This window comes from Citrobacter sp. Cb031, assembly GCF_030336725.1.
GTDB lineage: Bacteria > Pseudomonadota > Gammaproteobacteria > Enterobacterales > Enterobacteriaceae > Citrobacter > Citrobacter braakii.
In genome coordinates this window covers 463,041-476,314 of the sequence record NZ_JAOWDA010000021.1, presented here as the reverse complement: position 1 = coordinate 476,314, position 13,274 = coordinate 463,041, and the positions used below count along the sequence as shown (strand labels likewise).

Here is a 13,274-nt window from a genome sequence, read left to right as displayed (position 1 = left end):
GTCAGGATGGGATCGGATCTTCTCCCAATGTTTATCGTGACCGCTCTCGCAATTTTGCCTTTGCTGGCAGGATCTTTATTTTGTAATCGATTACTTTTCTATTGAATCTATTTTGTAATCGATTACTTTTTAAAGGTGAGGCAAAAAATGGTGTCAACAACCGAAAGTAGTGGAAAACAGAACGTACAGTACCGGCTGCTGGTACCCCGGCTGTCGCTAATGATGTTCTTACAGTTCTTTATCTGGGGAAGTTGGTCCGTCACGCTGGGGTTGGTGATGAGCCAGCACAACATGTCGCTGCTGATTGGCGATGCGTTTTCAGCCGGGCCCATTGCTTCTATTCTGTCGCCGTTCGTCTTAGGGATGCTGGTAGACCGCTTCTTTGCCTCGCAAAAGGTGATGGCGGTGATGCACCTTGCAGGCGCGGCGATCCTCTGGTTTGTTCCGCAGGCATTGGTGGCGCAAAACGGTGCGCTGTTGATTGGTCTGCTGTTTGGCTACACGTTGTGCTACATGCCAACGCTGGCGCTTACCAACAACATTGCTTTTCATAGCCTGTCGGATAAAGACAAAACTTTCCCGGTGGTGCGGGTGTTTGGCACCATTGGCTGGATTGTCGCGGGGATTTTTATCGGCGTAACCGGAATCTCGGATACTACCGGCATCTTTACGCTGGCGGCGGTTATTTCTGTGATTCTGGCGCTCTACAGCCTGACGTTGCCCAACACGCCCGCACCGGCGAAAGGACTGCCGGTAAAAGTGCGCGATCTGTTTTGTGCGGATGCTTTCGCCTTACTCAAGGTTCGTCACTTTTTTGTCTTCTCGCTCTGCGCGACCCTTATTTCTGTACCGTTGGGAACCTATTACGCATATACCGCGTCGTTTCTGGCTGATGCGGGCGTTGGCGATGTCAGTACGGCGATGTCGTTTGGTCAGATGTCTGAAATTTTCTTCATGCTGGTGATCCCGTTCCTGTTCAGGCGTCTGGGCGTGAAATACATGTTGTTAATCGGGATGTGCGCCTGGTTTGTGCGCTACGCATTCTTTGCCCTCGGCATCAGCGAAGAGGGCCGATTCCTGCTGTATCTCGGCATTCTGCTGCACGGCGTGTGCTACGACTTCTTCTTCGTGGTCGGCTTTATTTACACCGATCGTATTGCCGGGGAGAAAGTAAAAGGCCAGGCGCAAAGCATGATCGTTATGTTTACCTATGGGATCGGTATGCTGCTTGGTTCGCAAATTTCAGGCGCACTTTACAACCGTCTGGTGGCGGGGCAAACGGTGCCTCAGGCGTGGACCACATTCTGGTGGATCCCGGCAGTGGCTGCCGCAGTGATTGCCGTGATTTTCCTTTTCTCTTTCAAGTATGACGACAAAGAGCAGGCGTAATTTTCAGGAGGGGTTATGAAAACCATCAAGGGGCCTGGCATTTTTCTGGCGCAATTTATCGGGGATCGTCCCCCATTTAACACCCTGGAAGGCGTGGCAAAATGGGCGGCGGAGCTGGGCTATAAGGCATTACAAATCCCGTGTAATCACAAGTCTTTGTTTGATGTCGAACAAGCAGCCAGAAGTCAGGCCTATTGTGATGATATTCATGGGATGCTGGCCGGGCATGGGCTGGTGATTAGCGAACTATCTACCCATCTTGAAGGCCAACTGGTTGCCGTCCATCCGGCTTACGATGACGCTTTTGACGGATTTGCTCCGCCATCTGTACGCGCTAATCCGCAGGCCAGGCAGGCGTGGGCCATCGAAACCCTCCACCAGGCCGCTGCGGCTTCGCAAAGGCTGGGGCTGACGGCGCATGCTACGTTTTCTGGTTCGCTCGCCTGGCCTTTCTTTTATCCGTGGCCACCGCATAACCGTCAGCGCTTTGAAGAGGCTTTTCTGGAGCTGGCGCGCCGCTGGAGACCCATTCTCGATCGCTTTGATCATCATGGGGTGGATGTTTGCTTTGAGATCCATCCCGGTGAAGATCTGCACGATGGCGTAACGTTCGAGCGCTTTCTGGCGCTGGTTAATCATCATCCTCGCTGCAACATTCTCTATGACCCGAGCCATCTGTTATTGCAGCAGATGGATTACCTTGGGTTTATCGATGTTTACCACTCGCGCATTAAAGCGTTTCACGTCAAGGACGCTGAGTACCATGCCAGTAGCCGCAGTGGTGTCTATGGCGGTTATCAGCCGTGGCTCGATCGCGCTGGGCGTTTCCGTTCCCTGGGGGACGGTCAGGTCGATTTCAAAACCATCTTCAGCAAGCTCACACAATATGATTTCCCTGGCTGGGCGGTACTGGAATGGGAGTGTTGCCTGAAAGACGCGCAAACCGGGGCGCGTGAGGGGAGCGATTTTATACGCCGCCACATTATTCCGGTTTCTTCACGCGCATTTGATGATTTCGCCGCTGGCGATGAGGTACGCAAATGATACAGGTTGGCATTATTGGCAGCGGTTTTATTGGGCCTGCACATATCGAGGCGTTGCGTCGACTCGGCGGTGTGAACGTGGTGGCGCTTTGTGATAGCTCGCTGGCGGTTGCTCAGGAACGTGCAGATGCTCTTCATATTCCTCAGGCGTACGGCAGCGTTGAGGCGCTGCTGGCGCATCCCGGGCTGCAGGTGGTGCATAACTGTACGCCGAATCATCTGCATGCCGACATCAATCGGCAGATTCTACGCGCGGGTCTGCATGTGTTTTCAGAAAAGCCGCTGTGTATGACGCCTGAGGAGGCTCGTGAACTGGAAACGCTGGCGGAGCAGGGAGGAGTGGTGCACGGCGTGAGCTTTGTCTATCGTCAGTTTGCGATGGTACAACAGGTTGCCAGCATGGTCAGGCGCGGTAGCGTGGGGCGTCTGTTTGCCGTCCAGGGGAGCTATTTGCAGGACTGGATGCTGCTGGAAACTGACTACAACTGGCGGGTCGATGCCAAACAGGGCGGCAACTCACGGGCGGTAGCGGATATCGGTTCCCACTGGTGTGACACGGTGCAATTCGTCACTGGAAAACGTATTGTCGAGGTGATGGCCGATCTGGCTATCGTCTGGCCGGTACGAAAAGCCAGCATCGCCAGTAACGCTACGTTTGGCCAGCAAACGGCTGACCTGCAATTTGAGGATAAAGCGGTGACGACGGAAGATTGTGGATCGGTGCTGGTACGTTTTGACGATGGTAGCAAAGGCTGCTTTAGCGTTTCACAGGTGAGTGCCGGGCGCAAGAATCACCTGAGCTTTGAAATTAACGGTAGCCAGAGTTCACTGCACTGGGATCAGGAAACGCCGCAACAGCTTTGGATCGGGCACCGTCAGCAGGCGAACCAGATCCTGACCGATGACCCAGGATTGATGAATGCGGATGTTGCTGCCAGTGCGCACTTTCCGGGTGGGCATATTGAGGGCTGGCCGGATGCGTTCAAGAATATGATGCAGCAGTTCTATCAGGCGGTGCAGGCAGGCAAAATGCCCGCGACGGCTGAGCGTCGATTTGCGTCATTTTCTGATGGTGCGGATGTGATGTATATCATTGATGCGATTATAAAAAGCCATCAGCAGCAGCGCTGGGTATCAGTGCAGCGCTAAACACGCACCCGGTTCGCCGGGCAGTGATTTTATGGTAGCCTCAACGTAAAGCCTAAACCGCAGGACTTGTCGTCGTTATGTCTATTCAAAAAATCGCCCAGCTTGCCGGTGTGTCGGTGGCGACGGTATCGCGTGTGCTGAATCACAGTGATACCGTCAAAGCCAAAAATCGCGAGCGCGTGCTACAGGCTATTAAAGAAAGCAATTATCAGCCCAACCTGCTGGCTCGTCAGCTGCGTACGGCACGCAGTTCGATGATTCTGGTGATGGTTTCCAACATTGCCAACCCTTTTTGTGCAGAGGTTGTTAAAGGCATTGAAGAAGAGGCGGAAAAGAATGGCTATCGCATTTTGCTGTGTAATTCCGGCTCGGATACCGCCCGCTCAAAATCGGCGTTAAAGCTGCTGTCGGGGAAAATCGTTGATGGCATTATCACCATGGATGCATTCTCAAAATTACCGGAACTGACCACGCTGATTGGCGACGCTCCCTGGGTTCAGTGCGCGGAATATGCTGATAAAGGCGCGGTTTCCTGCGTAGGGATTAACGATGTTGACGCTGCGCAGTCGGTAATATCTCACCTGGTGGAAAAGGGCTATCGACGCATTGCGCTAATCAATCATGATCTGAGTTATAAATACGCCCGGTTGCGCGAACGTGGCTATAAAGCGGCGCTGCATGCGCTGTCGCTTGAGTATCAGGCCGTAGAATACGCCAGCGAGTTAAGTTCCAGTGCAGGAATTGCGGCGATGAAAACATTGCTTGCCGCAGAGGTGAAACCCGACGCGGTGTTTGCCGTATCGGACACGCTGGCCGCTGGCGCGATGCGTGCTATTCTCAATGCCGGATTACAGATCCCGCAGGATATCGCCGTCGTGGGATTCGACGGTACGGAACTGGCAGAAATGGTTTCCCCACAGCTTTCGACCATTGAGCAGCCCTCGCGGGATATAGGCCGCAAAGCGGTAGGATTGCTGCTGAATAAAATAGAAAATCCTGACGCGCAGACGGAAAGGGTGATGATGGACTGGCGCTATATTTCACGCGCCAGTACCTGAGCGTTAGCGTTGAAACGCGCCTGACAGCGCGCGAATATCATTTCCGGTGGGTGACTGATGAATGCGCAAGCCAAATTCTTCGATCACGGCGAATATATGGTCGAAAATATCAGCCTGAATACTTTCATATTCCAGCCAGACCACCGTATTAGTAAAGGCATAAATTTCGATCGGTAAGCCGTGATCGTCTGGCGCAAGCTGGCGCACCATTAACGTCATATCTTTGCGAATCCGCGGATGATGACGCAAATATTCGTTCAGATAGGCGCGGAAGGTGCCAATATTCGTCATCCGACGGTGGTTTAATACTGATTCAGGTGCATCTAACTGCTGATTCCACTCGTCAATTTCCTGATGGCGCGTGGTCAAATACGGTTTCAGCAGGTGCGCTTTATGCAGCCGCTGACGCTCATCCTCATCAAGAAAATGAATGCTGGTGGCATCAATGCTGATGCTGCGTTTAATGCGTCGCCCACCGGAAGCCGACATCCCACTCCAGTTTTTAAATGAGTCCGATACCAGTGACCAGGTTGGGATAGTGGTGATGGTGTTATCCCAGTTGCGCACTTTTACGGTGGTTAAGCCAATATCAATCACCGCGCCATCTGCGCCGTATTTAGGCATTTCCAGCCAGTCACCCAACTTCAACATATCGTTGGCTGAAAGCTGTATTCCGGCCACTAGCCCGAGGATCGGATCTTTAAACACCAGCATTAACACGGCGGCCATGGCACCCAGACCGCTTATCAATATTGCCGGTGACTGACCAATCAGCAGGGAAATCATCAATATTCCGACGACAATAGCGCTGATGAGCTTGATGCCCTGAAATATGCCTTTTAGCGGCAATTGCGATGCGGCAGGGAATTTTTGCGACAGATTGAGAATGACGTCCAGCAGGGAAAACAAGGACAACAGGGCGTACATCATGATCCACAGTTGTGCACAGGTCCCTAATATTTCTGCTGCTTCACTGCCTTTCTGCAACCAGAGTGCGGCCTGTATATTGACAATGATACCCTGCAGGGTGAATGCCAGCCGATGAAATAACTTGTTCTGCGTGATGATTTGTAGCCACAGGCGGGAGCTGGCGTTGGCGCGCTTTTCAAATGCGCGTAATACCACCCAGTGCAAAATAACGTGAACAATAATGGCGGTGATAAAAATAATGCCAAAAATCATCACCAGTGAGGTGGTGTGATTTATTTCAATGCCGAGTTCTTCTACCTGAGATATCAATTCCTGCATAACGTCTCCTTAATAAACAGCGGTCTATGATGACCGCTGTGTAGAGCTTATGCAAATGCGGGGATTAAACTTCCGTCAGTGTTGTTTCCAGCGGCAGACGAGATTTTGGCAACGCGGCGTTGAAATCTTCTACGCTGTGATGACCCACCGGGACCACAACTACGCTGGTGAATCCTTTTTCTTTCAGGCCAAATTCTGCATCCATCACCGCCGCATCGAAGCCTTCGATCGGCACCGCATCCAGACCCATCGCCGCCACGCCCAGCAGGAAGTTACCGACGTTCAGATACACCTGTTTTGCCATCCAGTGGTTGTCATCTTTCAGCTCTTTGCGATGCATGTCGGCAAAGAAGGTGCGGCCTTTGTGGTTTGCGGCTTTGGCTTCAGGGGTGGCGAAACGGCCATCGCGCTCTTCTTGATCCACCACGCGCTCCAGCCAGGCATCGTCCATCGCCGTTTTGGCGCAGAACACCACGACGTGGGAAGCATCCAGCATTTTACGTTCGTTGAATACAAAGCCGCCGGCTGCGGATTTCGCCACGCGCGCTTTACCTTCGTCAGTGCTGGCAACGATAAAGTGCCACGGCTGAGAGTTGGTGCTGGACGGACTAAACTGCAGCAGCGTTTTTAATTTTTCGGCCTGCTCTGCGGTCAGTTTTTTATTCGGATCGAATGCCTTAGTGGAGTAACGTTTTAAGGCGACAGAAACAATATCCATAACTACTCCTGGTGATTTTTCATACCCTGCGGGTGCGTTTTGTTTCAGCAGAGTACAGGGTTAGCAAGAAAAAGATAAGACAGGAAAATGCAAAAACACTTATCGGAGTTAACGATAAATCAACCTGGACGCAGGCGTTTTTGATCCCGCTTCGCCAGGCCGTCTACGACGCGATGCCATGAATCATTTACCAACTCCGTCAGTAATGACTCGGTAATGTCGTCGCCTGGGTAGACCGATATCCAGTGCTTTTTATTCATGTGATAGCCGGGTTCAATGCTGGGGTAGATCTGCTGATTTAACAGTGACTTTTGCGGATCGGCTTTCAGGTTAACCAGCGGGCGTCCGCGAAGCTCTGAGACCAGCATAAAAATTTTGCCGCCGACTTTGAAGACATCGTATTCCGGGCCGAATGGCCAGCAGTGCTCGGTAAAAGGCAGTTCAAGCGCAAGGCGCTTTGCACAGGCATGTAAGGTCTGGCCGTCCATTATTTTTCCTCACGGGTGAGTGCGCGCCACATCGCCTCAAATCCCATCGAAATATATTCTTTTGCGCGAGCCGCGTCGCGGGCGGCGAACTCCATGGTGGTCTCTGCCAGAGAAAGAAACAGCGCGTCGCCAAAGGCGCGATACTCGTCAGACATAAACTCAGGTCGTACGGAGCGATGACAAAGATCGCGCAGTTCCGGGAACATATCGTCAGCCTGCTGTTCCGTTTCTTTACTGATTTTCTCGCTGACGGCCAACTGACGAATCGTGCGATGCCCGCAGGTATGGTTCAGGCCCCAGCTAATGTAGCTGTTCCAGATGTAGTGAGTCATGGTTTTGGCATCGGTCACCGATCGATCCAAATTTGCCATCATCGACTGACAAAGGTCTTGCTTCAAAAAGAGGTAAAGCTCGTTGATCAAATCATCTTTGGTCGCGAAATAGCGAAACAACGTCCCCTCCGCAACCCCTGCATTGCGGGCTATCACGGCGGTAGATGCCGCAATGCCTGATTGTGCAAATGCTGTGGTTGCAGCTTCCAGTAATGCCAGTTTTTTGTCTTCACTCTTCGGACGAGCCACTACACTTTACCCTTAAGTCTGTAAAAAACATGATTGAATCACGGCCTTTGCAGCACCGCAACGGCGAATGTCAAAGATTGAAAATCATCTTGACGGCGAACTTTCGATTTCTATAATGAGTGCTTACTCACTCATAATCAAGAGTCAGTCGCGCAAACCAGCGGAAAGGGGCGCGTTTAAGGTCAGGATATGAAGCGTCTCACAGTTTATGTGGTTGTTATTATGCTTATTGCCGCAGCTGCAAGTTTACCGTTTGTACTCAATGCCGGGTTTGGTCAGGCCCCGCAAGGGGCACAACTGAGTTTGGTTGAACAGTCACCTCACTATCGTGATGGACAGTTTCATAACCAGGTGCCGACACCGGGCTATACCGGCAACAAAGGCATGCTGGCGGCCTGGTGGGAATTTCTGGTCGCTAAGCGTGATAATGCGCGCCCGGCGCAGCCGTTACCGCTGGTGGCAACCGATCTCGCCGGACTTTCGCCACAGCAGGATACTCTGGTCTGGCTGGGCCACTCCTCATGGTATTTGCAGCTGGCGGGTCAACGTATCCTGATTGATCCGGTATTTAGCAATTATGCCGCACCGTTTTCATTCCTGAACAAAGCCTTTGCCGGGGATTATCCGTGGACTGCGCAGACGATGCCGGAGATCGATCTGCTCATTATCTCGCACGATCACTATGACCATCTGGATCTCGCCACTATCAAGGCGTTAATGCCGAAAATTAAGCGGGTGATTACGCCGCTCGGCGTAGGGTCGCATCTGCGTTACTGGGGGATGCGCAGCGAGATAATCGAAGAGCGGGACTGGAATCAGTCCGTCAGAGTGACGGATTCACTGATCGTTCATGTGCTGCCTGCTCGTCATTTTTCGGGGCGCGGTATCAAGCGCAACCAGACGCTATGGGCGAGCTTCATGTTCGAAACGCCGGAGCAGAACGTTTATTACAGCGGAGATTCCGGCTATGGACCGCATTTTAAAGCCATCGGTGAGCAGTTTGGCTCGGTTGATTTGGCGATTATGGAGAACGGTCAATATGACCAGGACTGGAAGTTTATTCACATGATGCCAGAAGAGACGGCGCAGGCCGCGGCCGATCTGCATGCGAAAACCGTGTTGCCAGGGCATGCCGGCCGTTTCGTTCTGGCGAAACATACCTGGGATGATCCTTACAAACGACTGGCGCTTGCCAGCCGTCGTCAGGATTACCGACTACTGACGCCAATGCTGGGTGAACCGGTAATTTTGTCCGAACCGGACCAACCGTTTACGGCCTGGTGGCAACAGGCGACTCAATGAATACAGGGGAGAGCATGATGACGATTTCTGCTCAGGTCATTGATACGATTGTTGAATGGATTGATGATAATTTGAATCAGCCATTGCGCATTGATGATATTGCACGCCATGCGGGATATTCCAAATGGCACCTGCAGCGTCTTTTTATGCAGTACAAAGGTGAAAGCCTCGGGCGCTACATCCGCGAGCGTAAGCTGCTACTGGCGGCGCGCGATCTACGCGATACCGACCAGAAAGTGTATGACATCTGTTTGAAATACGGATTCGATTCGCAGCAGACCTTTACGCGAATTTTCACCCGTACGTTCAGCCAGCCGCCGGGCGCGTATCGCAAAGAAAATCATAGCCGAACGCATTAACGGCAAAGGGTTCTCGCGGGTCTAATCCGCCAGCGAGAACCAGCGCCGCCAGATAAAACGCAGTACAAAATATTCAATCACCCCCAGCAGTAAAAACCACAGACAAAACAGCAAAGTATAAAATTGGTTGAGATCCATTAGATGAAAGGTGGCGACGAGTTTTTGCGCCAGCACAATGCCCAGTGAGGGGGCGGGCAGCAGCAGGCAAGACAAAAAAGCCAGTAGCAGGATCCCTGCGGCGGTCATCAGTGATTCAAGCGGGTGTTTCATGGCATTGTTAAACTTGAGTTAAAAAGCCATTGTCCGGGATCTCTGTGGGCAACGCAAACGCCACGCTTACAGCCCGGCCCAAATCTCACAATGTTTTTTCACCAGACCACTCAGAGATCCGCCGTCGGCGACGAAATCACGCATGCTCTGCGCTTCATCATGACCATTTTTAACCTGCAGCCGTAAGGATTCAATCGCGCTGGTCGCGCCCACTTTGTCCGCAGAAGCGGCGACATTCTCCAGTAGCCGTAGCGTGTCATCTGACAGGCGGTGCCCATCGCCGGTATTGACGTCGGTGATGATTCCCGCCATGCCAAAGCGGCAGGCCTGGAAACGGTTAAATTTATACAGCAGGTAATCACGCTCCTGGTGCTTGAATGGCCGTTTAGTGAGCAACCAGTGGGCGGTAGCCTGAATAAGTCCCGCCATATTGACTGCGTGTTCAAGGGTTAGCGGAGTGTCCATGACGCGAACCTCTACCGTACCAAAGTGTGGGCTGGGGCGGATATCCCAGTGTAAATCTTTAATGCTATCAATCATGCTGGTGTAAGCCAGTCGACGAAATAACCCCTCGAATTCCTGCCAGTTATTCACCCACGGCATCGGGCCATTATCGGGAAATCCGGAGAAAATATTCAGCCGCGCGCAGGCAAACCGCGTGTCGGACGTCTGCATATAAGGTGAGGCGGCAGAGAGTGCAATAAAATGGGGAACAAATCGCGACAGGCCGTGCAGGAGGTAAATAGCATCATCGCCGTTTGCGCAGCCGATATGCACATGTTGGCCGAATACCGTCGCCTGCTGAATAAGATAGCCAAAATTTTCCAGGTTGCGCCGATAGCGTTCGTCATCGCAGACTTCCTGACGTTGCCATTTTTGAAACGGATGCGTACCGCCGCCACAGATGGCGAGGTGATGCTCGGCAGCAACCCGTGAGATTATCTGCTGCATGGCGGATAATTCAGCACTCGCCTGGTCGATATTGCGACAAACCCCGGTCGCCATCTCCAGCATACTTTCAGTGATATCGTGCTTTACTTCTCCGGCGGTGAGCTGCGGCTTTACGGCGTCAATCAGTCGGGAAGAGTCCTGGCTCAGGTCGTAGCCCGGAGGATTGACCACCTGCATTTCCAGTTCAATGCCTAACGTAAAAGGGTCAGAAACATGAAAATCGGGTAGGGACATAGTGTTCTCTTCAGCGTTGATTTTTAATCAGTATAGACGCGTCATCTTGCAAGCTGCATATAGAAGGGCCGCTGAATTTCTGTTCGATGTCAGAAATCCCCCCGCGATGCTTTGACGGCGAAATGGCCGGTGTTATAACTATTTTTTACTTCGCAACAGGGGTTGAATCGTGCCGGAAATTAATCTTTATGGACAGACCGTCGGCGATATTGTGCCTGACTGGAATGGTGCCGCCGTACTGCCGCGGGAAGAACTTGCAGGGCAATATTGTCGACTGGTTCCCCTGGATGCCGACAGCCATGCCGCCGATCTGTTTGATGCTTACGCGCAGGCGCCAGACGATCGCGACTGGACCTGGCTTGCAAGTTCTCGCCCCACGAGCGTTGAGGCCACAGCTTGCTGGGTAGAGGGCAAATCTACGGATGCATCTCTGGTTCCCTATGCTGTCATTGAACAGGGTTCCGGTCGTGCGGTGGGACTGGTGTGCTTTATGGCGATCGAACAGGAGCATGGTTCGGTTGAAATTGGTCATGTAACCTGGTCACCGCGCATGAAAAATACGGTACTCGGCACCGAAAGCATCTGGCTGTTGCTGCGCCAGGCGTTTGCGTTGGGCTATCGTCGCGTGGAGTGGAAATGTGACTCTCTGAACACGGCTTCCCGTCGGGCGGCGGAGCGCCTTGGGTTTATCTTCGAAGGACGTTTTCGCCAGAAGATTGTGCGCAAGGGGCGTAATCGCGACAGCGACTGGTTATCGATGATTGATAGCGAATGGCCCCAGTGCGACGCTGTTTTGCAGCACTGGCTGGCTGCCGACAACTTCGATGAAAAAGGACAGCAACGCCGATCGCTGGCGGCGTGTCAGCCGCAGTAGCTCGCTTTTGAAGAATTAACAGTGCACCCACAGTCAGTTATGGCTGCGGGCGCATTTATCATTAGCGTTGATTTATTAACGGGTTTGCCAACGGGTGCGTTCGACGGCTCCTTGCCATTCATGCCAGCGTTTTTGCAATCTCCCATGGCGCGCCATGTTTGGCTGGAACGATACGTGATCGGGCAGATAATCTCGCAACTGGCAGGTAGATGCACCTTGCAGCTTCTTGCGTGCCAGCAATCCGGCACCGATAGCGGAAAGTTCAGGGATATCGCTGCGCATCACCGGACAGCCCAATAAATCGGCTTGATACTGCATTAGCCAGTCATTTTTTGTTGGCCCGCCATCAACCATTAACGCGCTGAGTCGAAAACCGTTGTGCTGGCGCATCGCTAAAACAACATCGGCAATCTGATAGGTAATCGACTCCAGTGCCGCACGTACCAGATGTGCGCGTTTCACTCCGCGGCTGAGACCGTGAATCAACCCCCGGGCATCTTCATCCCACCAGGGCGCGCCCAGCCCGGTAAGGGCCGGAACAAAATAGACGCCCAGCGTGGAGTCAACCGTGGCGGGCAGCGTATTGAGCTCATGAAGCAGTTGCTCTTCCGGTAATTCGCTAAGACCTGTGCTATCGGCCATCCATGCGACGGCATCTCCCGTATGCGGAATATTACCTTCCAGCCCGTAGACCAGGGTGTCACCGTCATGCCAGGCAATGGTCGTTGCCAGCGCGCTCACCTCGGACTGCGCCGAGAATACGGGTGCCATAATGGAAGATCCGGTGCCATAGGTCGCTTTGACGCAGCCTTCCATACCCAGCCCATGGGCAAAAAGCGCAGCATGAGAGTCGCCAATCATCGCCAGAATAGGGATTCCATCAGGTATCCTCTCCAGACCTTTTGTTACGCCAAAATGGTGGCTGGAAGGGCAAACTTCGGGTAACGCCTGCTGCGGAATACCGAATAGAGCCAACATCTCGCTATCCCATTGTCCGCTGTTGAGATTGAGCAACTGCGTGCGTGAAGCGTTGGAGATGTCGCAACGAAATTCCTCGCCGTGCGTTAAGTTCCACAGTAACCAGCTATCGATGGTCCCGAGACATATTTCCCCTTGCTGTGCGAGCGTCATACCGTTGGGAACTGACTCCAGCAGCCAGCGCATTTTAGAGGCGGAAAAGAGTGGGGCAACGGGTAATCCGGTGATGGATTTTATGTACGCCTCGTGCCCCTGTTCACGTAATGCACGGCAAAAATCGGCCGTGCGCGAACATTGCCAGGTGATAGCAGGGCCGAGAGGGCGACCGCTGGCACGATACCAGCCTATCGCCGTTTCACGTTGATTGCTGATCGCCAGCGCTGCGACGCGTTGTGCGCCGACGCAGGTAATGGTTTGTGCCACAACATCCAGCGATGCGTCCAGAAGTGCATCACCTGACTGTTCAACCCAGCCTTCACGGGGCGTGTGGATCGCCAGCGCGCGGGAGAACTTCGCGACCACGTTTCCCTGACCATCCAGCGCTACGGCTTTGGCATTGGTGGTGCCTTCATCAAGCGCAATAATAATGTCTTTTTGTGCTGACATTGTTTTCTCCAGCCCTTCGGTTTCCC

General features: G+C 52.8%; 14 protein-coding genes. 7 read left to right on the top strand and 7 right to left on the bottom strand.

Annotated elements, in window-relative coordinates:
* Nucleotides 1–147 precede the first annotated feature (147 nt).
* The 4 genes from OGV93_RS06745 (at nt 148) to OGV93_RS06730 (ending at nt 4,639) form a co-directional block, all read left to right on the top strand.
* On the top strand, nt 148–1,389 hold the full coding sequence (locus OGV93_RS06745) for an MFS transporter (RefSeq protein WP_016155933.1): 1,242 nt from the start codon (nt 148–150) through the stop codon (nt 1,387–1,389).
* 15 nt (nt 1,390–1,404) lie between these two features.
* Nucleotides 1,405–2,433: a sugar phosphate isomerase/epimerase family protein gene (locus OGV93_RS06740; protein ID WP_019076229.1), complete on the top strand. Its 1,029-nt coding sequence runs from the start codon at nt 1,405–1,407 to the stop codon at nt 2,431–2,433.
* On the top strand, nt 2,430–3,581 hold the full coding sequence (locus tag OGV93_RS06735) for a Gfo/Idh/MocA family protein (protein WP_287109459.1): 1,152 nt from the start codon (nt 2,430–2,432) through the stop codon (nt 3,579–3,581). The genes OGV93_RS06740 and OGV93_RS06735 overlap by 4 nt, the downstream gene beginning before the upstream one ends.
* Before the next feature lie 77 nt (nt 3,582–3,658).
* Nucleotides 3,659–4,639: a LacI family DNA-binding transcriptional regulator gene (locus OGV93_RS06730; protein ID WP_016152169.1), complete on the top strand. Its 981-nt coding sequence runs from the start codon at nt 3,659–3,661 to the stop codon at nt 4,637–4,639.
* Between the two features lie 3 nt (nt 4,640–4,642).
* On the opposite strand, the gene OGV93_RS06725 is transcribed toward OGV93_RS06730, so the two are convergent.
* The 4 genes from OGV93_RS06725 to OGV93_RS06710 form a co-directional block, all read right to left on the bottom strand.
* A complete protein-coding gene (locus OGV93_RS06725; protein ID WP_131347972.1) occupies nt 4,643–5,887 on the bottom strand; it encodes a mechanosensitive ion channel family protein in 1,245 nt (414 codons plus the stop codon).
* Between the two features lie 64 nt (nt 5,888–5,951).
* Nucleotides 5,952–6,605 carry an oxygen-insensitive NAD(P)H nitroreductase gene (gene nfsB, locus OGV93_RS06720; RefSeq protein ID WP_016152171.1) on the bottom strand — a complete coding sequence of 218 codons (654 nt, stop codon included), beginning with the start codon at nt 6,603–6,605 and terminating at the stop codon, nt 5,952–5,954.
* A gap of 119 nt (nt 6,606–6,724) precedes the next feature.
* Nucleotides 6,725–7,093 (bottom strand): MmcQ/YjbR family DNA-binding protein, encoded by a 369-nt coding sequence (locus OGV93_RS06715; RefSeq protein WP_016152172.1) that lies wholly within the window; start codon nt 7,091–7,093, stop codon nt 6,725–6,727.
* Nucleotides 7,093–7,674, bottom strand: coding sequence for a TetR/AcrR family transcriptional regulator (locus OGV93_RS06710; protein WP_016152173.1), 582 nt, complete (start codon nt 7,672–7,674; stop codon nt 7,093–7,095). The genes OGV93_RS06715 and OGV93_RS06710 overlap by 1 nt, the downstream gene beginning before the upstream one ends.
* 189 nt (nt 7,675–7,863) lie before the next feature.
* On the opposite strand from OGV93_RS06710, the gene OGV93_RS06705 reads away from it, so the two are divergent.
* Both OGV93_RS06705 and OGV93_RS06700 read left to right on the top strand, forming a co-directional pair.
* Nucleotides 7,864–8,976, top strand: coding sequence for an MBL fold metallo-hydrolase (locus tag OGV93_RS06705; protein ID WP_101699786.1), 1,113 nt, complete (start codon nt 7,864–7,866; stop codon nt 8,974–8,976).
* Between the two features lie 17 nt (nt 8,977–8,993).
* Complete coding sequence (locus OGV93_RS06700) at nt 8,994–9,335, top strand: RamA family antibiotic efflux transcriptional regulator (protein WP_003021996.1); 342 nt, start codon at nt 8,994–8,996, stop codon at nt 9,333–9,335.
* A gap of 21 nt (nt 9,336–9,356) precedes the next feature.
* Here the strand turns inward: OGV93_RS06700 and OGV93_RS06695 are convergent, their stop codons facing one another.
* The gene (locus OGV93_RS06695; protein ID WP_016152175.1) at nt 9,357–9,605 is read right to left on the bottom strand and encodes a DUF1158 domain-containing protein; all 249 of its coding nucleotides are present in this window, start codon (nt 9,603–9,605) and stop codon (nt 9,357–9,359) included.
* Nucleotides 9,606–9,671: 66 nt separating this feature from the next.
* Nucleotides 9,672–10,790, bottom strand: coding sequence for a YbdK family carboxylate-amine ligase (locus OGV93_RS06690; protein ID WP_019076232.1), 1,119 nt, complete (start codon nt 10,788–10,790; stop codon nt 9,672–9,674).
* Between the two features lie 169 nt (nt 10,791–10,959).
* On the opposite strand from OGV93_RS06690, the gene OGV93_RS06685 reads away from it, so the two are divergent.
* Nucleotides 10,960–11,664 (top strand): GNAT family N-acetyltransferase, encoded by a 705-nt coding sequence (locus tag OGV93_RS06685; protein ID WP_200010848.1) that lies wholly within the window; start codon nt 10,960–10,962, stop codon nt 11,662–11,664.
* A 75-nt stretch (nt 11,665–11,739) separates the two neighbouring features.
* Here OGV93_RS06685 and OGV93_RS06680 read toward each other — a convergent pair whose 3' ends face one another.
* A complete protein-coding gene (locus OGV93_RS06680) occupies nt 11,740–13,248 on the bottom strand; it encodes an FGGY family carbohydrate kinase (RefSeq protein WP_101699791.1) in 1,509 nt (502 codons plus the stop codon).
* Nucleotides 13,249–13,274: the final 26 nt, after the last annotated feature.